At 64.9% G+C, this 15,065-nt stretch carries 11 protein-coding genes; 6 read left to right on the top strand and 5 right to left on the bottom strand.

Annotation, left to right across the window (positions count from 1 at the left end):
* Positions 1–94: 94 nt before the first annotated feature.
* Both WMN78_RS09890 and WMN78_RS09885 read left to right on the top strand, forming a co-directional pair.
* Complete coding sequence (locus WMN78_RS09890) at positions 95–442, top strand: hypothetical protein (RefSeq protein WP_340533574.1); 348 nt, start codon at positions 95–97, stop codon at positions 440–442.
* Positions 439–1,530, top strand: a complete 1,092-nt coding sequence (locus WMN78_RS09885; protein WP_340533573.1) for a flavin-containing monooxygenase — start codon at positions 439–441, stop codon at positions 1,528–1,530. Before WMN78_RS09890 ends, WMN78_RS09885 begins: the two co-directional genes overlap by 4 nt.
* Here WMN78_RS09885 and WMN78_RS09880 read toward each other — a convergent pair.
* A complete protein-coding gene (locus WMN78_RS09880; protein ID WP_340533572.1) occupies positions 1,527–2,495 on the bottom strand; it encodes a DUF389 domain-containing protein in 969 nt (322 codons plus the stop codon). The genes WMN78_RS09885 and WMN78_RS09880 overlap by 4 nt on opposite strands.
* Before the next feature lie 253 nt (positions 2,496–2,748).
* Here WMN78_RS09880 and WMN78_RS09875 point away from each other — a divergent pair, with 253 nt between their 5' ends.
* The 4 genes from WMN78_RS09875 to WMN78_RS09860 all read left to right on the top strand — a co-directional run bounded on the left by WMN78_RS09875 (position 2,749) and on the right by WMN78_RS09860 (position 10,537).
* The gene (locus WMN78_RS09875; RefSeq protein WP_340533571.1) at positions 2,749–4,824 is read left to right on the top strand and encodes an acyltransferase family protein; all 2,076 of its coding nucleotides are present in this window, start codon (positions 2,749–2,751) and stop codon (positions 4,822–4,824) included.
* Complete coding sequence (locus WMN78_RS09870) at positions 4,821–6,875, top strand: acyltransferase family protein (protein WP_340533570.1); 2,055 nt, start codon at positions 4,821–4,823, stop codon at positions 6,873–6,875. The genes WMN78_RS09875 and WMN78_RS09870 overlap by 4 nt, the downstream gene beginning before the upstream one ends.
* A 209-nt stretch (positions 6,876–7,084) precedes the next feature.
* Positions 7,085–8,596 carry an IMP dehydrogenase gene (gene guaB, locus WMN78_RS09865; RefSeq protein WP_340533569.1) on the top strand — a complete coding sequence of 504 codons (1,512 nt, stop codon included), beginning with the start codon at positions 7,085–7,087 and terminating at the stop codon, positions 8,594–8,596.
* A gap of 81 nt (positions 8,597–8,677) precedes the next feature.
* On the top strand, positions 8,678–10,537 hold the full coding sequence (locus WMN78_RS09860) for an ABC transporter ATP-binding protein (RefSeq protein WP_340533568.1): 1,860 nt from the start codon (positions 8,678–8,680) through the stop codon (positions 10,535–10,537).
* Positions 10,538–10,557: 20 nt separating this feature from the next.
* Here the strand turns inward: WMN78_RS09860 and WMN78_RS09855 are convergent, their stop codons facing one another.
* From WMN78_RS09855 to WMN78_RS09840, 4 genes are all read right to left on the bottom strand, one after another.
* The gene (locus WMN78_RS09855; RefSeq protein ID WP_340533567.1) at positions 10,558–11,079 is read right to left on the bottom strand and encodes a hypothetical protein; all 522 of its coding nucleotides are present in this window, start codon (positions 11,077–11,079) and stop codon (positions 10,558–10,560) included.
* The gene (locus WMN78_RS09850; protein ID WP_340533566.1) at positions 11,076–11,726 is read right to left on the bottom strand and encodes a hypothetical protein; all 651 of its coding nucleotides are present in this window, start codon (positions 11,724–11,726) and stop codon (positions 11,076–11,078) included. The genes WMN78_RS09855 and WMN78_RS09850 overlap by 4 nt, the downstream gene beginning before the upstream one ends.
* A gap of 59 nt (positions 11,727–11,785) precedes the next feature.
* Entirely contained in the window at positions 11,786–12,670 is an 885-nt protein-coding gene (locus tag WMN78_RS09845) for a hypothetical protein (RefSeq protein WP_340533565.1), read from the bottom strand.
* 317 nt (positions 12,671–12,987) lie between these two features.
* The gene (locus WMN78_RS09840; RefSeq protein WP_340533564.1) at positions 12,988–14,862 is read right to left on the bottom strand and encodes a S8 family peptidase; all 1,875 of its coding nucleotides are present in this window, start codon (positions 14,860–14,862) and stop codon (positions 12,988–12,990) included.
* Positions 14,863–15,065: the final 203 nt, after the last annotated feature.

The following is a 15,065-nucleotide window of genomic DNA, read 5'->3' as shown; positions in this document are numbered from 1 at the left end:
GCGCAGGCTGCATACAAATACCCACCCCGGCCCCGGGGCAAGATGCATAATTCTGCCGACGCGGACCGCATGGACGCCGACCTAGTGTCGAACTATGAACATTCCCGTCCTGGCCGGCACCTTCTCCACCGTGCTGTTTGCCCTTGGCATGCTGCCGATGCTTCTCAAGGCGGCGCGCACCAAGGACCTGGCGTCCTACAGCCTGAGCAGCCTGGTCCTGAGCAATGTTGCCAACGTTGTCCATTCCGTCTACGTCTTCCACCTGCCGGCGGGGCCGATCTGGTTGCTCCACGCGGTGTACGTGCTGGCGTCCGCGCTGATGCTCGTGTGGTGGCTGCGCTACAGGAACGAACGGCCAGATGAGGAAGCAGGGCGGCCGGGGATTGGCAGGGACAGTTCATCGAAGGTATCGGCAGTAGTTGGACAGGAGGCACCGCAATGAACAACATCGAGGGCAAAGGTGCGGCAGTCGAGGTGCTCGACACCCTGGTCATCGGAGGTGGGCAGTCCGGGCTAGCCATGGGCCACTACCTCAAGCGCCAGGGCCGCAGGTTCCTGATCCTGGATGCGAATCCCAGAATCGGCGACGCCTGGCGGCAGCGCTGGGACACCCTGAGACTGTTCACGCCGGCAAAGTTCGACGGCCTCCCCGGTATGCCATTTCCCGGAGACGGACTGTCCTTTCCCGGCAAGGACGAGCTCGCTGATTTCATGGAATCCTACGCCGCCGCTTTTGACCTCCCGGTCTGCACCAGCGTCCGGGTCGAGAGGCTCTGGCGGGAACAGGGGCGGTACGTTGCAGTCTCGGACGGCCGCCGGTGGGAAGCCGGCAACGTGGTTGTAGCGACCGGCTGCACGCAGGCGCCCCGGCTGCCGGACTTCGCGCCGGGTCTTGATCCGTCCATCGTCCAGCTTCACTCCAGCGAATACCGGAATCCGGGCCAGCTCCGGGAAGGCCGCGTCCTGGTCGTAGGGCTTGGAAACTCGGGTGCGGAGATCGCCCTTGAAGTCAGCCGGACGCACCCCACGGTCATTGCCGGCAAGCCGGGCGGCGAGTTGCCGGTGCGGCACGGCAGGACCGCGGCCCGCTTCGTCTTCCCCGTCGTGCGGTTCCTCGGGCTCTACGTGCTCACCCTCGGCACACCGGTGGGCCGCAAGGCTGCAGCACACAAGCTGTCGCATGCGGACCCCCTGATCAGGACCAAAAGCAAGGACCTGGCAGCTGCCGGCGTCGAGTTTGTCCCGCGGGTGACAGGGGTGCAGGATGGCCGGCCGGTTGTGGCGGACAGCCCCCTCCGTGATGTGTCCAACGTGATCTGGTGCACGGGATACCGAGAGTCCTTCGACTGGATCGAACCCCGGGTGTTCGACGACGACGGGCGGCTCAGGCAGCGCCGCGGCGTGGCTACGGATGTGCCTGGACTGTTCTTCCTGGGGGAGGAATTCATGTACGCCGCGGTTTCGGCCACCCTGCTGGGCTCGTGCCGGGACGCCCGGTACCTTGCCGGACGGATCCCGGCCGCGAGCTAGCCCCGGGCGCGCAACGCCTGGCGCCTCAGCCGCCGGGCCATGTTTTCCGGCAGACGTTTGGTGATGACCCGGTAGAAGATGAGCACGGCAAGGGCTGCTGCCACGATGCCCACGAGGTTCAGCAGCAGCTGCAGTGCCGATCCCGCCGCCTTCTGGTACTCGCCCAGCACGAGGGCCACGGCCACGTATCCTGCGGCGGGAACCGTGGTCACGGAAATGAAGACTCCGATGAGTGCGGCAGAGCGGCGGCTGATCACGGAGAGCATGCCGGCAGTTCCGGCCAGCACCGCAACGATCAGCGAGTACGGGCCGGGATGGTAGATGAACTCGACGGCGGACCCGGTGTCGAGGGTGTTGGCTGGAAAGAGCCCCAGCGGTACTGACAGCCAGGCCGTCAGCGCAGCCAGGAGCATGGCCACGGGAAAGCCGACGCCCAGTGCCATCGCAGCCCTGCGTCCCAGCTTCCATTTGCGTTGGGCCAGCGCCACAGCCAGGGCTGCGAGCGGCCCGAACTCGGGTCCTACGGCCATGGCCCCGACGATGGCGATGGTGGAGTCCGTGACGATCCCGATCGCCGCCAGCTGCGTGGCCAGGACGAGGAACGCGAGGTAACTCCAGGTGAGCCGCGAATCCTCGCCTGTCTGGCGTGTCACCTCATCCCAGATCATGGCGTCCGCCCCGTCGCCCGGCGCAGCGGCTTCGGCCCGGTCGGCACGCCGGGACAACATGAGTTCGGGCATGGAAATTGCGATGGAGCCCAGATCCTGAACCTTCAGGACGTGCAGCTTCTCCAACAATTCCTCGACTGCTTCCCTGGCCACGTGGACCACCACCACATCTCCGGGCGGTTGGACGGATGCGCCTTTGTGCACGGCCACTTCCGCCGCGCCGGTTTGCTGCGTGCAGCTTTCCACCACCAGGTCGGAGAGCTCTGCGGGGATGCAAATGCGCACCTGAACGATCACTGTGGCCACTCCTCCGTGTTTGCCGGTTTCGCGATCCGGCGTCGGCACCAGCCTAGTTACCCGGCCGGCCCTTGCGACCAAACCGTCCTCTGGAAACTCCCAGCTTGCAGTGCCTTAACCGTCCTCTGGAAACTCCCAGCTTGCAGTGCCTTAATGGAAGCCGGGGGTTCTTCTCGCCTGCGTCGGCGATTGGCAATAAAAGTTACGAATCGGTAACATGGATGCTTTGGTTGTCCGCTTGAGGGGTTTTTCTATGTCTGTAGCGAGAGCCCTGGCCTCGCCGCGCCGCAGTGGCGCAGGCGTTCCACCGACCCGAAAATCCAAGTTCAGGCCTGAAATCCAGGGCCTCCGCTCGCTGGCGGTGCTGATGGTGGTCAGTTACCACATCTGGTTTGGGCGCGTGTCCGGCGGCGTGGACGTCTTCCTGTTGATCTCGGCATTCCTCATGACGCTGCAGTTCGTGGGCCGCTATGAGCAGAACAGGCCGATGGCCCTCATCAAACACTGGCTTCACCTTTTCCGGCGCCTTTTGCCGGCGGCAGTCACGGTGATTGCGGCAACCCTGGCTACAAGCTACCTGTTGCTGCCACGCACCCGCTGGCTGGATATCGTTGATCAAGCTTGGGCCTCCCTGTTCTACTACGAGAACGCGTTGCTCCAGTCCCGCGCAGTGGACTACTACGCGACGGACCACAGCCTGGCCAGTCCGTTCCAGCACTTCTGGTCGCTGTCCATCCAGGGCCAGGTCTTCATTCTGTGGCCGCTGATCTTTGCCGGTGCCGCGTTCCTGGCGAAGAAATACCGGCTGCACTACCGCATCCTGCTTTGCTACGTTTTCGCCGGTGTCTTCCTGGTGTCACTTGTCTACTCAATCATCTTCACTGTCACCAACCAGGCCCAGGCCTATTTCGATACCGGCGCCAGGCTATGGGAATTCGCCCTCGGCACGCTGGTCGCACTGATCCTCCCGGGCCTGCGGATTCCCAGGACCGGCCGCATAGTCCTGGGCTGGTTGGGCATTGTTGCCATGCTCAGCTGCGGGATCCTGCTCAATGTCCAGGCTGCTTTCCCGGGCGTGGCAGCGCTCTGGCCCACCCTCGCAGCCGCGAGCGTCATCGCAGCAGGACAAACCGGCAGCCGGTTCGGCGTCGACAGGATCCTGAGTGCGGGCCCGCTGGTCCGCCTCGGTGACAACTCGTACGCCTTGTACCTGTGGCACTGGCCCGTCCTGGTCATCGCCCTGGCGGCCACCGGCCGCGACCATGCGGGGCCCATCTCCGGAACCGTCATCATTGTCGTCGCCATGGGACTGGCATTCCTGACCACCAAGTTCATCGAAAAGCCGTGGCGGGAATGGCAGTGGCCGGAAGTCAACCGGCGTCGTTCCGTTCTTACAGTGGCCGCATGCCTGCTCACCGTGGCGGTCCCGTTGACCGGGATCCAGGTGCAGCAGCACTTCGCCACCTTGGCGGCGCAAGCCGCCGCCGAGCGGAACAACCCCGGTGCACAGGCACTTCTGCCGGGATTTGTTGACCGGAGCGACGCTGACGCGGCGCTACTCCCGGCAGCAGAGCAGCTGCCGGGAGATTGGGCCACCTTGTCCGGCCCTTGTACCGGCGACCTGGAGCCTGAAGACGACGCCATCAGGGACACCTGCAGCCAGAGCGGACCATCCGATGATCCGGCCAAATCCTTACTGGTCCTGGGTGATTCGCATGCGCAGCAGTGGCTTGCAGCCATTGGAAAGGTCGCCGAGCAACAAGGCTGGACGGTTTACGCGATGCTCAAGGGAGGGTGCCAGGTTCAACCGGCAACACCCGAGCTCGAAGAAACGAACCCGGACTGCAAGAGCTACAACGACGCCGTGGGGGAGCAGATTGCGAGGAATCCCCCGGACGCCATCATGGTCGTCGGGACCGCCGCGGCACCGTCGTCCCCGGAGGAGGTCCTCACCCCGGGACTCGAAGAAAGCGCCAGGGCGTGGACGGATCGGGGAATCGACGTTGTAGCCATCCGGGACAATCCCCGTTTCAACTTCAACATGGCGGACTGTGTGGTTACCAAGGGCCAGGACAGTCCGGACTGCCGGCCCGCCCAGGCCAATCTCCTGGCAGCGGAGAGCCCTTTTAAGGCCCTGGACGGACAAGTCCGCGGCCTGGCCTTCGTGGACATGACGGACCTGATCTGTGACGGCACCTACTGTCCGGGGGTTGTCGGAAATACCTTTGTCTATTTGGACAACAACCACCTCACCCGTACGTACGTCGCCAGCATGTCATCCGTCTTCGGGGAGAGGCTCATGGCGGCCACTGGCTGGAAGGATCAATGACGGCGGAAGTACTGAGCGAAACCACACGGCAGACAGCCAACAAGGCGGAAAGGAAGGGGTACCGGCCCGAGGTCCAAGGGCTCAGGGCTCTGGCCGTCCTGATGGTGGTCACCTACCACGTGTGGCTTGGCCGGGTATCCGGCGGGGTGGACATCTTCCTGCTGATTTCCGCCTTCCTGCTCACCCTCTCCTTTGTTCGCAAAGTGGAAGGCGGGAGCCCCCTCAAGCTGGTCAGTCACTGGCTGCACCTCTTCAAGCGGCTGCTGCCGGCCGCCGTCGTCGTTATCCTGGGTGTCCTCGCGGGCACCTGGGCCATCCTGCCCCAAAGCCGCTGGCCGGACGTCCTGGACCAGGCGTGGGCCTCACTGCTCTACCGGCAGAACTGGCTGCTGGCGGACTCGGCAGTGGACTATTACGCGCAGGACCATTCGGGGGCCAGCCCCTTGCAGCATTTCTGGTCGCTGTCCATTCAGGGGCAGGTCTTCATTCTGTGGCCGCTGGTGTTTGCGGGAGCAGCGGTGCTGCACCGGTTGCTCCGACGTCCCGGGATCAGTTACCGCCTGCTGCTGGCCCTTGCTTTCGCCGTGATCTTCGCGGCTTCGCTGGCCTATTCCATTGAGCAAACGGCTACGAACCAGGCCTACGCGTACTTTGACACCCGGACCAGGCTGTGGGAATTCGCACTCGGATCCCTCCTGGCGCTGGCCCTGCCATACCTGAAGCCGGGCCGGCTTCTTCGCGTCATCCTCGGATGGGCGGGGGTGGCGGCCATGGTGTCCTGCGGCCTGCTGCTGACCGTGGACCGGTCCTTTCCCGGATTCGTGGCGCTGTGGCCCACGCTGGCGGCCGCGGCAATCATCGTGGCCGGCCAGAGCGGCAGCCGGTTCGGCGCCGACCGTCTCCTGAGCTGGAAACCCCTCGTGCAGCTCGGCGACAACTCCTACGCGCTGTACCTCTGGCACTGGCCGCTCCTGGTCCTCGCCCTCGCCGGCACCGGTGTTGTATTGCCCAACCTCGTCCAGGGCCTCGCCATCGTTGCGGCGTCCGTGGTGATGGCCGTCCTCACCACACGGTTCGTGGAAAAGCCGCTGCGGGAATGGCACTGGCCGCAACGGCGGGTCTGGCGGAACGCCGTCGTCATTGTGGCCTGTGGAGCACTGCTCGCAGGGCCGGTATCCCTCTGGCAGACCAAACTCATCACGGACGAAGCCGCCGCTGCGGCGCAGCCCAGGGAACTGACTCCGGGTGCCGCTGCCCTGACCCCCGAAAACGTGGGAAAACCTACGCCGGAAGCGAAAATCATTCCGGCGCCGGCTGCCATGAAGAATGAATGGGCGGACATCGACGGACTGTGCACCGACGCGAACGTGCCGAGTGATCCGCTGCTCTCCGGATGCCTGCAGAACAGCAAGCCCGAGGTGGTTACCAAACGAATCGTAGTGCTTGGCGATTCGCACGCGCAGCAGTACATGGCAGCGCTGGGGCCGATCGCCAAGGAGCACGGCTGGGAAGTGGTCACGCTCCTCAAGGGCAGCTGCCGTTTCGGTGCGGAGTCGGCAGAGCGCGATGCGGAGTGCAACGCTTTCAACAAGGCCAGCGCCGACTATGTCCTCGAGCACAAGCCGGATGCCGTGTTCACCGTTGCGTCCCTGACACACGTTGAGGCCCCGTTCGAATCGGAAGTTCCCGGCTACCTGGAAGGCATCAAGCCGTTCACCGACGCCGGGATGGACGTGGTGGGGGTCCGGGACAACCCGCGGTTTGCCTTCAACATGCCGGAGTGCGTGCAAAAGAAGGGCGCTGATGCAACGGAATGCAACCCGCCGCTGGGCGAATCGCTGGCCGGGTCGTCGCCCCTGGACCAATACCGGGGTGTGGACGGCCTCCACCTGATGGACATGAGCGACTTCATCTGCGCGGGCGGAATCTGTCCGGCAGTGGTGGGCAACGTCTACGTCTACAAGGACGACAACCACCTGACCAAGACGTACGTGCAGAGCATGATTCCCATGTTCGAGCAGCGGTTGCTGGCCGCCACCGGCTGGACCTGACGCCGGATGGCCGGGGGCCCTGAGGCGGCGCGTGCGGTTCCTCACATTACCGCCGCGGAATATGGGGATCGCCGCCGAGGTTCTAGAATTTATTCAATACTTCGGCACCACAGCACCACCATCTGCACAGGCCAGTCCCGTAATGACGGGCTGGTCATCAGCTGCAACCCCTACCCGTGAACCCCGGAATTAAGGTAAGAGGCGCACTCATGACCCAGCCCGAACACAACCCGTTCGGCTTTATCGGCCTGACCTACGACGACGTCCTGCTCCTGCCGGGGCACACCAACGTCATCCCGTCAGAGGCAGATACATCCTCGCGCATTTCCAAGCGCATCTCCGTCCAGACCCCGCTGCTCTCCGCCGCGATGGACACCGTCACGGAGTCCCGGATGGCCATCGCCATGGCCCGCCAGGGCGGTCTCGGCGTCGTCCACCGCAACCTGTCGGTCCAGGACCAGGCCGACCAGGTGGACCGGGTGAAGCGCAGCGAATCCGGGATGATCACCAACCCGCTGACCATCGGGCCGGAAGCGACGCTCGCCGAACTGGACGAGATCTGCTCGCAGTACCGCGTCTCCGGCCTGCCGGTCGTGGACGAGGGCATGCGGCTGCTGGGCATTGTCACCAACCGCGACACCCGCTTCGTGCCGGAAGCGGATTTCCCCATCCGCCTGGTAAGCGACGTCATGACCAAGATGCCACTCGTCACCGGGCACGTCGGCATCAGCCGCGAGGAAGCCTCGCACAAGCTCGCCACCAACAAGATCGAAAAGCTCCCGCTGGTTGACGACCAGGGCCGGCTCAAGGGCCTCATCACCACCAAGGACTTCACCAAGGCCGAGCAGTACCCGCTGGCCACCAAGGACGATGAAGGCAGGCTGCGGGTCGGCGCCGCCATCGGCTTCTTCGGTGACGGCTGGGAACGTGCCATGACCCTCGTTGATGCCGGCGTGGACGCACTGTTCGTGGACACCGCCAACGGACACTCCCAGGGTGTGCTGGACATGATCCGCCGCCTGAAGTCCGACCCCGTGGCCGCCCACGTGGACATCATCGGGGGCCAGGCTGCCACCCGCGAAGGTGCGCAGGCGCTGATCGACGCCGGTGCAGACGGCATCAAGGTAGGCGTGGGTCCGGGCTCCATCTGCACCACGCGCGTTGTGGCCGGCGTGGGCGTCCCGCAGATCACCGCCATCTACGAGTCCGCGAAAGCGGCCATCCCGGCCGGCGTTCCGCTGATCGCCGACGGCGGCCTGCAGTACTCGGGCGACATCGGCAAGGCGCTGGTTGCCGGCGCCGACACCGTGATGCTTGGTTCCCTGCTGGCCGGTTGCGATGAGTCACCGGGCGAGCTCATTTTCGTGAACGGCAAGCAGTTCAAGAGCTACCGCGGCATGGGTTCCCTCGGAGCCATGCAGACCCGGGGCAAGAACACGTCCTACTCCAAGGACCGTTACTTCCAGGCCGATGTCTCCGGCGATGACAAGCTGATCCCGGAAGGCATCGAGGGCCGCGTGGCCTACCGCGGCCCGCTGGCATCCGTTGCCTACCAGCTGGTGGGCGGGCTCCGCCAGACCATGTTCTACACGGGTGCTCCGACAGTGGCCGAGCTGAAGGCGCGCGGCAAGTTCGTCCGGATCACCCCGGCCGGCCTCAAGGAATCGCACCCGCACGACATCCAGATGACGGTGGAAGCCCCGAACTACGGTTCGCGCTAAGTCCTGACGCATCTTCATACAGGCCGCGGGGAAGTGTCCCCGCGGCCTGTTTGTGTCTGCGCACGGGATTAGGCTGGAGCCATGTCCCAACCACGCCACCCCGCCGAACTGAACCCTAAGAGGGACCCTCAGCGGCGGCTGGCCGTGCGGCCCTACGCCCGGGCGGTGGCGCAGGTATTGCGCGTCAGCTTCCGGGCCTCGCCCGCCGCCGTCGTGATGAAGGTGGTGGGCTCGCTGATCTCGGCGCTGCTGCCCCTGGTCACCACCTACTTTGCCGCCCTGACCACCACCGCCCTGGCTGCCGCGTACGCCGGCGACGCCGCCGAGGGCCAGCAGGCGATCGTCTACGTCATCATTACCGCCGCCCTGGGCCTGTTCTGGGGTGCCTTCAGCAGCGTGGACCGCTACATCCAGCAGCTCATGAGCTTCAGGGTGGGCGCCATTGTGGGGGACCTCATGTACGAACGGTTCCTGGCACTCGAGTTCTGGCGGTACGACGACAAGGAAACGGTGGACCTGTACGACCGCGCCAAGCGGTTCTCCGATTCCTACGCGCGGGTCCTGGACCGGATTGCAGCGATCTTCACACAGCTGGTCTCCGTGATCCTGGCGGTCGGAGCCCTTCTGCTGGTGAGCTGGTGGATCGCCGTGATCGTCCTGGTGGCCATCGTCCCCAGCGTCTACCTGCAGTTCAAGCTCTCCCGCGAACAGATCGCCCACTGGAACACCCAGGTCGATTCCCGCCGTCAGCGCCGGATGATCGAAACCAACCTGCTGCGCCCCCAGCATATTGCCGAGATGCGACTGTACGGGATCGTCGGCTACCTCATGGGACTTCGCTCCCGCCTCCGGGACGCCGACGAGAAGCGGCGGCTGGATTTCCAAAAGCGCTATATTCCCAAGCAGCTGGCGGCAGACGCCCTGCAGTACGGCGCCGAGGTTGTTTCGCTGATCTGGGTGGTGGGCCAGATCATCGCCCGTGCCCAGCCGGTGGGCCAGTTCCTGTACGTCCAGCAGATCGTCAGCAGGGCACTGTCCACCGCCAACAACCTCGTCTCCTCGCTCAGTTCCATCGACGAAGACCTGGCTAACCTCAAGGACTACGAGCTTTTTATGGCGCTGCCGGTGCACTCCGACCACGCCCCGCCGCTGCTGCAGGCTCCGAAGACCGTTGAGCTGCGGGACATCCGCTTCACCTACACCGGCAGCGACATCGAGGTGATCCGCGGCATCACCATGACCATCCGCGAGGGCCAGCACATCGCCATCGTGGGGGAGAACGGGGCCGGGAAGTCCACCCTGATCCGCATCCTGGCAGGCCTCTACCGCCCCGATTCGGGCCAGGTGATGCTCGACGGCGTCGACCTCGCCGCCGTCGACGTCAAATCCTGGCACCGCCACCTGGCGGTGCTGAGCCAGGAGTTCCTCAAGTATGAGTTCGCCACGGCAGCGGAAAACATTCTCTTTGGCGACGTTGATTCGCCGCGGGACGATGAGCGGATCCGGCGGGCGGCGTCCGATGCCGAAGCCCTCGAATTCATCAACAAGCTCCCCAACGGCCTGGACAACCACGTCAGCAACTGGATGGAGGATCCGAGGGGCCGCAAGGGCAGCGGGCTGAGCGGCGGCCAGTGGCAGAGGCTCGCCATGGCCCGGAACTTCTACCGGAACGCCTCCTTCATGGTGATGGACGAACCGACGTCGGCGATCGACGCCCTCGCCGAACACCGGATCTTCACCCGCCTCTTCGCCGACCGCAGCAGCACCATCATCGCCATCAGCCACCGGCTGGCCACCATCGAAAAAGCGGACGTTGTCTACATGCTGGAGGACGGCCGGATCGTTGAGCAGGGCACCCACAAGGAACTGGTGGCCCTTCGGGGGCGCTACTTCCGGATGTTCGAATCCCAGCTGGCCGTGGACGAGGCCGAGGGCATCTGACCGGTCCGCCCGGGCCGCCCTCAGCGGCGTTCGAGCCACCGGGCGTAGAGTTCGGCACTCCGGATCATCAGCCGGCGTATATATGCCAGCCCCGCACACACGCCAACTGCCAATGTCACGATCATTGCCAATACGGGAAGTATGTCCGGATACGCGTCCCCGGGCGTGAGTACGGCCAGGGCGGCCACACCCAGCGCGGTGGCGATGAGGAACGTCCGGATCGTAATGGGAGTGGTCCTGATACCCTGCTCCACCCGCGGGATGTCGGCAGCCGGCTTGGGGAATTTGCGCGTGAAGCGAGGCATGGCGGTCAGTGCCCAGCCCATGGCGGACATCGCTGCACCCAGGATGGCCAGGACCACGCCGGTTTCCGGGCTCCGTCCCAGCACCAGGGAAAAACCGGAATATGCCACACCGGAGGCCGCCAGTACAGCAGAGAACCACCAGGCGGAGAACACCCACGACCGGCGCTGCCCGAATCCGTATGCGGCCCCGGGCGTCATCACGGTCGGGTCTGTGCCCGTCAGGTCCGGACCCGTCATGCCGGACCTGCCAGCAGGGAGCGGACCACGGAGCCGGGCCGTTCAGCGGCCTGCAGGTCGCGGACTGTCAGCTGTCCGCTGTCGTCGACGGGTGCCGACGCCAGACTCAGCATGCCGTCTTCGAGCACCTTGATGTTGGCAATCACCGGTTCGCCGTCCCGGTCGTAACGGCGGGAGGTGATGATACCGCCCGAAGGCGTCTGCGCCGAGCCGACGGCGTCGTTGACGGTGGCTTCCACCATGTCCAACGTATCGGCGTCATCACTCATAGGAAGGCAAACATACTCGCTCAAGGGTCGAAGGAAGAGTGCAACCCGGCCCGCTGGAGATTCGACGACATAAGCAGGCGCCACGGCATCCGGACCCACACGGGTGATGTCGAACCACAGAGTTGCCGTGCTAAAAACCCGGGCCAGAAAGTTGGCCGGGCCGTGCAGGCTCACCACGTCGCCATCAACCGAAGCTGTGTCCCGGACGTTGAGAGTACCGACGCCGGCCCGGACTATGTCGTGGTCATCAGGCAGGTCCGCAAGGCCCAGCACGCGACGGGTCAGTGCTGTCCCCGGCCCTGGCTCGAACGCGAGGAGGGCCAGAATTTCGTGGCTCGTGACACGGTATGCCGTGTCGGGCAATGTCTGCTCAGTCATGTATTCCTTATGGTCCGCTGTTGCTGCCTTGTGCACCGGGGCCGCCCCGCCGCGGTCTGCTAGCCGAATCCGAGCTTACCGCCGGCCCATCCCAGGGCATCCTTTGCGCCGTCGGCGAGGTCCTTCGCACCGCCAACCGCGCCGTTGGCAAGGTCCTTGACACCGCCCACTACCCCCGAGCCGAAGTCCCAGATCCTCTTGGTGACAGGCACGTCGCCGGAGGCCATCGATGCCAGGCCCCACAGGAGGCCGGCGCCGCCGATAGCTGCCGCAACAGGCAGTCCGACGCCGGTGGCAGCGGCGATTCCCGCGGCTAAAGCCAGGCCACCGCCAACTGCACCATCAGCGACCCGGAAGGGATCGCGGTTTTCAATGCCTGACGCGATATCGAAGGCGCCCAGGACGATGCCCAGCCCAACGAGGCCCTTGCCGACGCCCCTCATGGCGTCAAAGAACTTGCTGACCCCCTTTTCGACCTGCGCGAGTTCGAGGTTCCAGCTGAACTTGTCGGCGACGAACTGCAGGGCGCTGGCAATGTCTGAGGTTGCGTTGCCGTCCTCTGTTATCCCCTTCTCAAGCAGCCATTCAAGTCCCGAAGGCGCGTGTTCGTAGTTGGGGTCAGTAAATGCATCGCCCCAGTTCCGTTCTTGAGCCGGCCTCGATTGGGATGCCGGTGCCGGGGCACCCGGCGCCGGGGATGAGGCGTGGCCGCTCCCGGAATTGCTGGCCTGTTCCTGGTCGTTGGCATGGGCCAGCAAGAGCTTCGACTGGCTGTTAAGCGACTCCGAAGAGCGGTTCAGCATGGGCCGCAGGGTGGAAGCCCATTCACTGCGGAACTTGTCGCCGTCTGAGCCCTTCCAAGCGGCCGATTGAACCAGGGAATTGACGGTGGATTCCACGTTCTTCAGCCGCGTTCCCGATTGCCCCAGGGATTTTGACAGCATTCGAAGCTGGTTGATGTCAGCACCGTAAAAACCTGGCGCCATAATGTCCCCCAAAATGTTTGTGCCGGCGATGCCTGCCTGCGGTTTGTCCGTCCAAACTATTCCATGAACCGAAGTCGTGCGATGGGGACTTGTACCCCCGGGTCTCGACGCCGGCACCGGTTGATCGCGGGCAAGCACGGATCCACCCCAGACGTACGAACCGCCGGCCGCGCAGGTGTGCGCGGCCGGCGGTCCCCGGACATCTCCGGTCCGGAAGTTAGGACGTGGTCACGGACGTGTCATCAAGGAAGAAGTACGTCGACAGTGACGAATCCTCAACGCCCAGGAAGCGCAGGGTCACGCTCTCTCTTCCCCTTGTAGGCGGAAAGGTCCAGCTGCTTCTGGACGTAGCCGGTTGACTCGTTGAGGTTGGAGTAGGTGGCCAGTGTGGCGGTGGTTCCGCCGCTGATGACCTGGACTTTCAGGGTGTCGTAAGCGGTGCTGGCGGTGGTTTCGTCCGACTGCACCTTCAAATAGAAGGACAGTTGCGCCGCAGACACGGTGGAGGGGACAGCAAACGCCTGATCGAGCTTGTACGACGTTGCCTGGCCCCAGCCGTTGAGGCCGGCGAAACGCGTACCCGTCCTGGCATTGGCGCCGGTCTCAAACGTATCGGCGTGGTCGGAGGTCCACGAGACCGCGCCCTCTTCGAAGCCCGGGTTCAGCAACGGGTTGCCCGCCGGCGGGGGAGTGGTTCCGCCGAGCAGGTCCATGGTCTTGGTGGCGTCCGAGAGTCCGGTGCCGCAGCCGGTGGTGCAGCCGCCCGGCATGGCCCGGGTTCCCTGCTTGAGGGTGGACTCGACCTGTGCCGGGGTGAGGGAGGACGTCTTGGACTTCATCAGCGCGGCGAGTCCGGCCACGTGGGGAGCGGCCATGGACGTGCCCTGGTAGTTGGCGTAGCCTGCAGCGGACGGCGTGGTGGTGCCCGTGTTGATGGTGGAGAGGATGCCGCCCCCGGTCACCCTGACGTCGCCGCCCGGCGCGGTCAGGTCAACCGTGGCGCCGTAGTTGGAGTAGTAGGAGAGGCTGCCGCTCGGGTTACTGGCGGCCACGCTCACAACGCTGTTGCAGTTCGCGGGCCGGAAACCGGAAGCGTCCTGGTTGCTGTTGCCGGCTGCGACCACCACGGTGGCTCCACGCGACACCGCGGAATCGATGGCGGCCTGGTAAGTGCTGCCGCAGGCGCCGGATCCGCCCAGGCTCATGTTGATGACCTTCGCGGGGTTGGCGTTGGCCGGGATGCCGGAGACCGTTCCGCCTGCCGACCAGATGATCGCATCGGCTATGTCGGACAGTGATCCGCCGCACTTGGCCAGGACCCGGACGGGCACCACTTTGGCGTTGGGCGCGACGCCGGCAACACCCGTGGCGTTGCCGGTCACTGCTGCCACGGTGCCGGCGACGTGGGTGCCATGCCAGGAACTGTTGCCGGCCGTGGTCTGGCCGCATTCTCCGGCGGCGTACCAGTCGCCCTGGTCCTGCGCGCTGGCGTCGCGGCCGTTGCCGTCGCGTGCGGCGGTGGCGTCGGAGACAAAGTCGTACCCTGGGAGCACATTGGCGTCGAGGTCGGGGTGGGACGTGATGCCGGTGTCGATCACTGCCACGGTCACACCGCTACCGGTGGCGACGTCCCATGCGCCGGGGATCCGCATACCGTTCGTGGCGGTGAAATCCCACTGCTCGCTGTAGCGCGGATCGTTGGGCGTGAGCGCCACGGTCATCCGGGCATCAGGTTCAACCGAGTCCACTGCCCCGGACGCTGCAATGTCTGCCATGAAATCCCGGGCAGCCTGCCCGGACAGGGCTTTATCCGACTCGATCAGCGTTCCGCCGGTGGCCAGGGTGCGGACCTCCTTCACGGTCACGCCTTGGGAGCCGGCCGCCTTGCCCCACGCATTGGCGCGTCCGTTCGGTGTGGCGTTTGCCGCCGTCTCCTTGTAAACCACGATGAATTTCGTATAGGCCTCGCCGGAGGCGGCGACCTGGACCGTGGCGGTTTGGGCCGCGGCTGGTCCGGGTGCGGACCCGTCCCCGGCTTCAGTGGTGGCGAAGACCGGTGTACTGGCGAAGGCCAGGGTGCCGACTGCTGCGGCGAGCGACAGGGCCACGATGCGGTGGCGCCTGACTGATGCACTTCCTGCTCTTACCAAGGGAACTTCTTTCTCGGATCGGGCACACGGGTGGCCCGGAGGGTGGAGTGATGGATGGTCACGTGGTGGATCAGGTGGTAACCGAGAGTAAACGTAGAGCTATTTTCATAACTTGTAAATGGTTGACAAAACTAGTCAATAAAGGGTGGACTATCAGTTTCCCGTGTGACCCGGGGGAGTCGCCCCCGTCGTATCCCGCGTGG

It is taken from the genome of Arthrobacter oryzae, assembly GCF_037911235.1.
Taxonomy (GTDB): Bacteria; Actinomycetota; Actinomycetes; order Actinomycetales; family Micrococcaceae; genus Arthrobacter; species Arthrobacter oryzae_E.
Note: the sequence above shows the minus strand (reverse complement) of the source record. Positions and strands in the feature narration are given on the sequence as shown.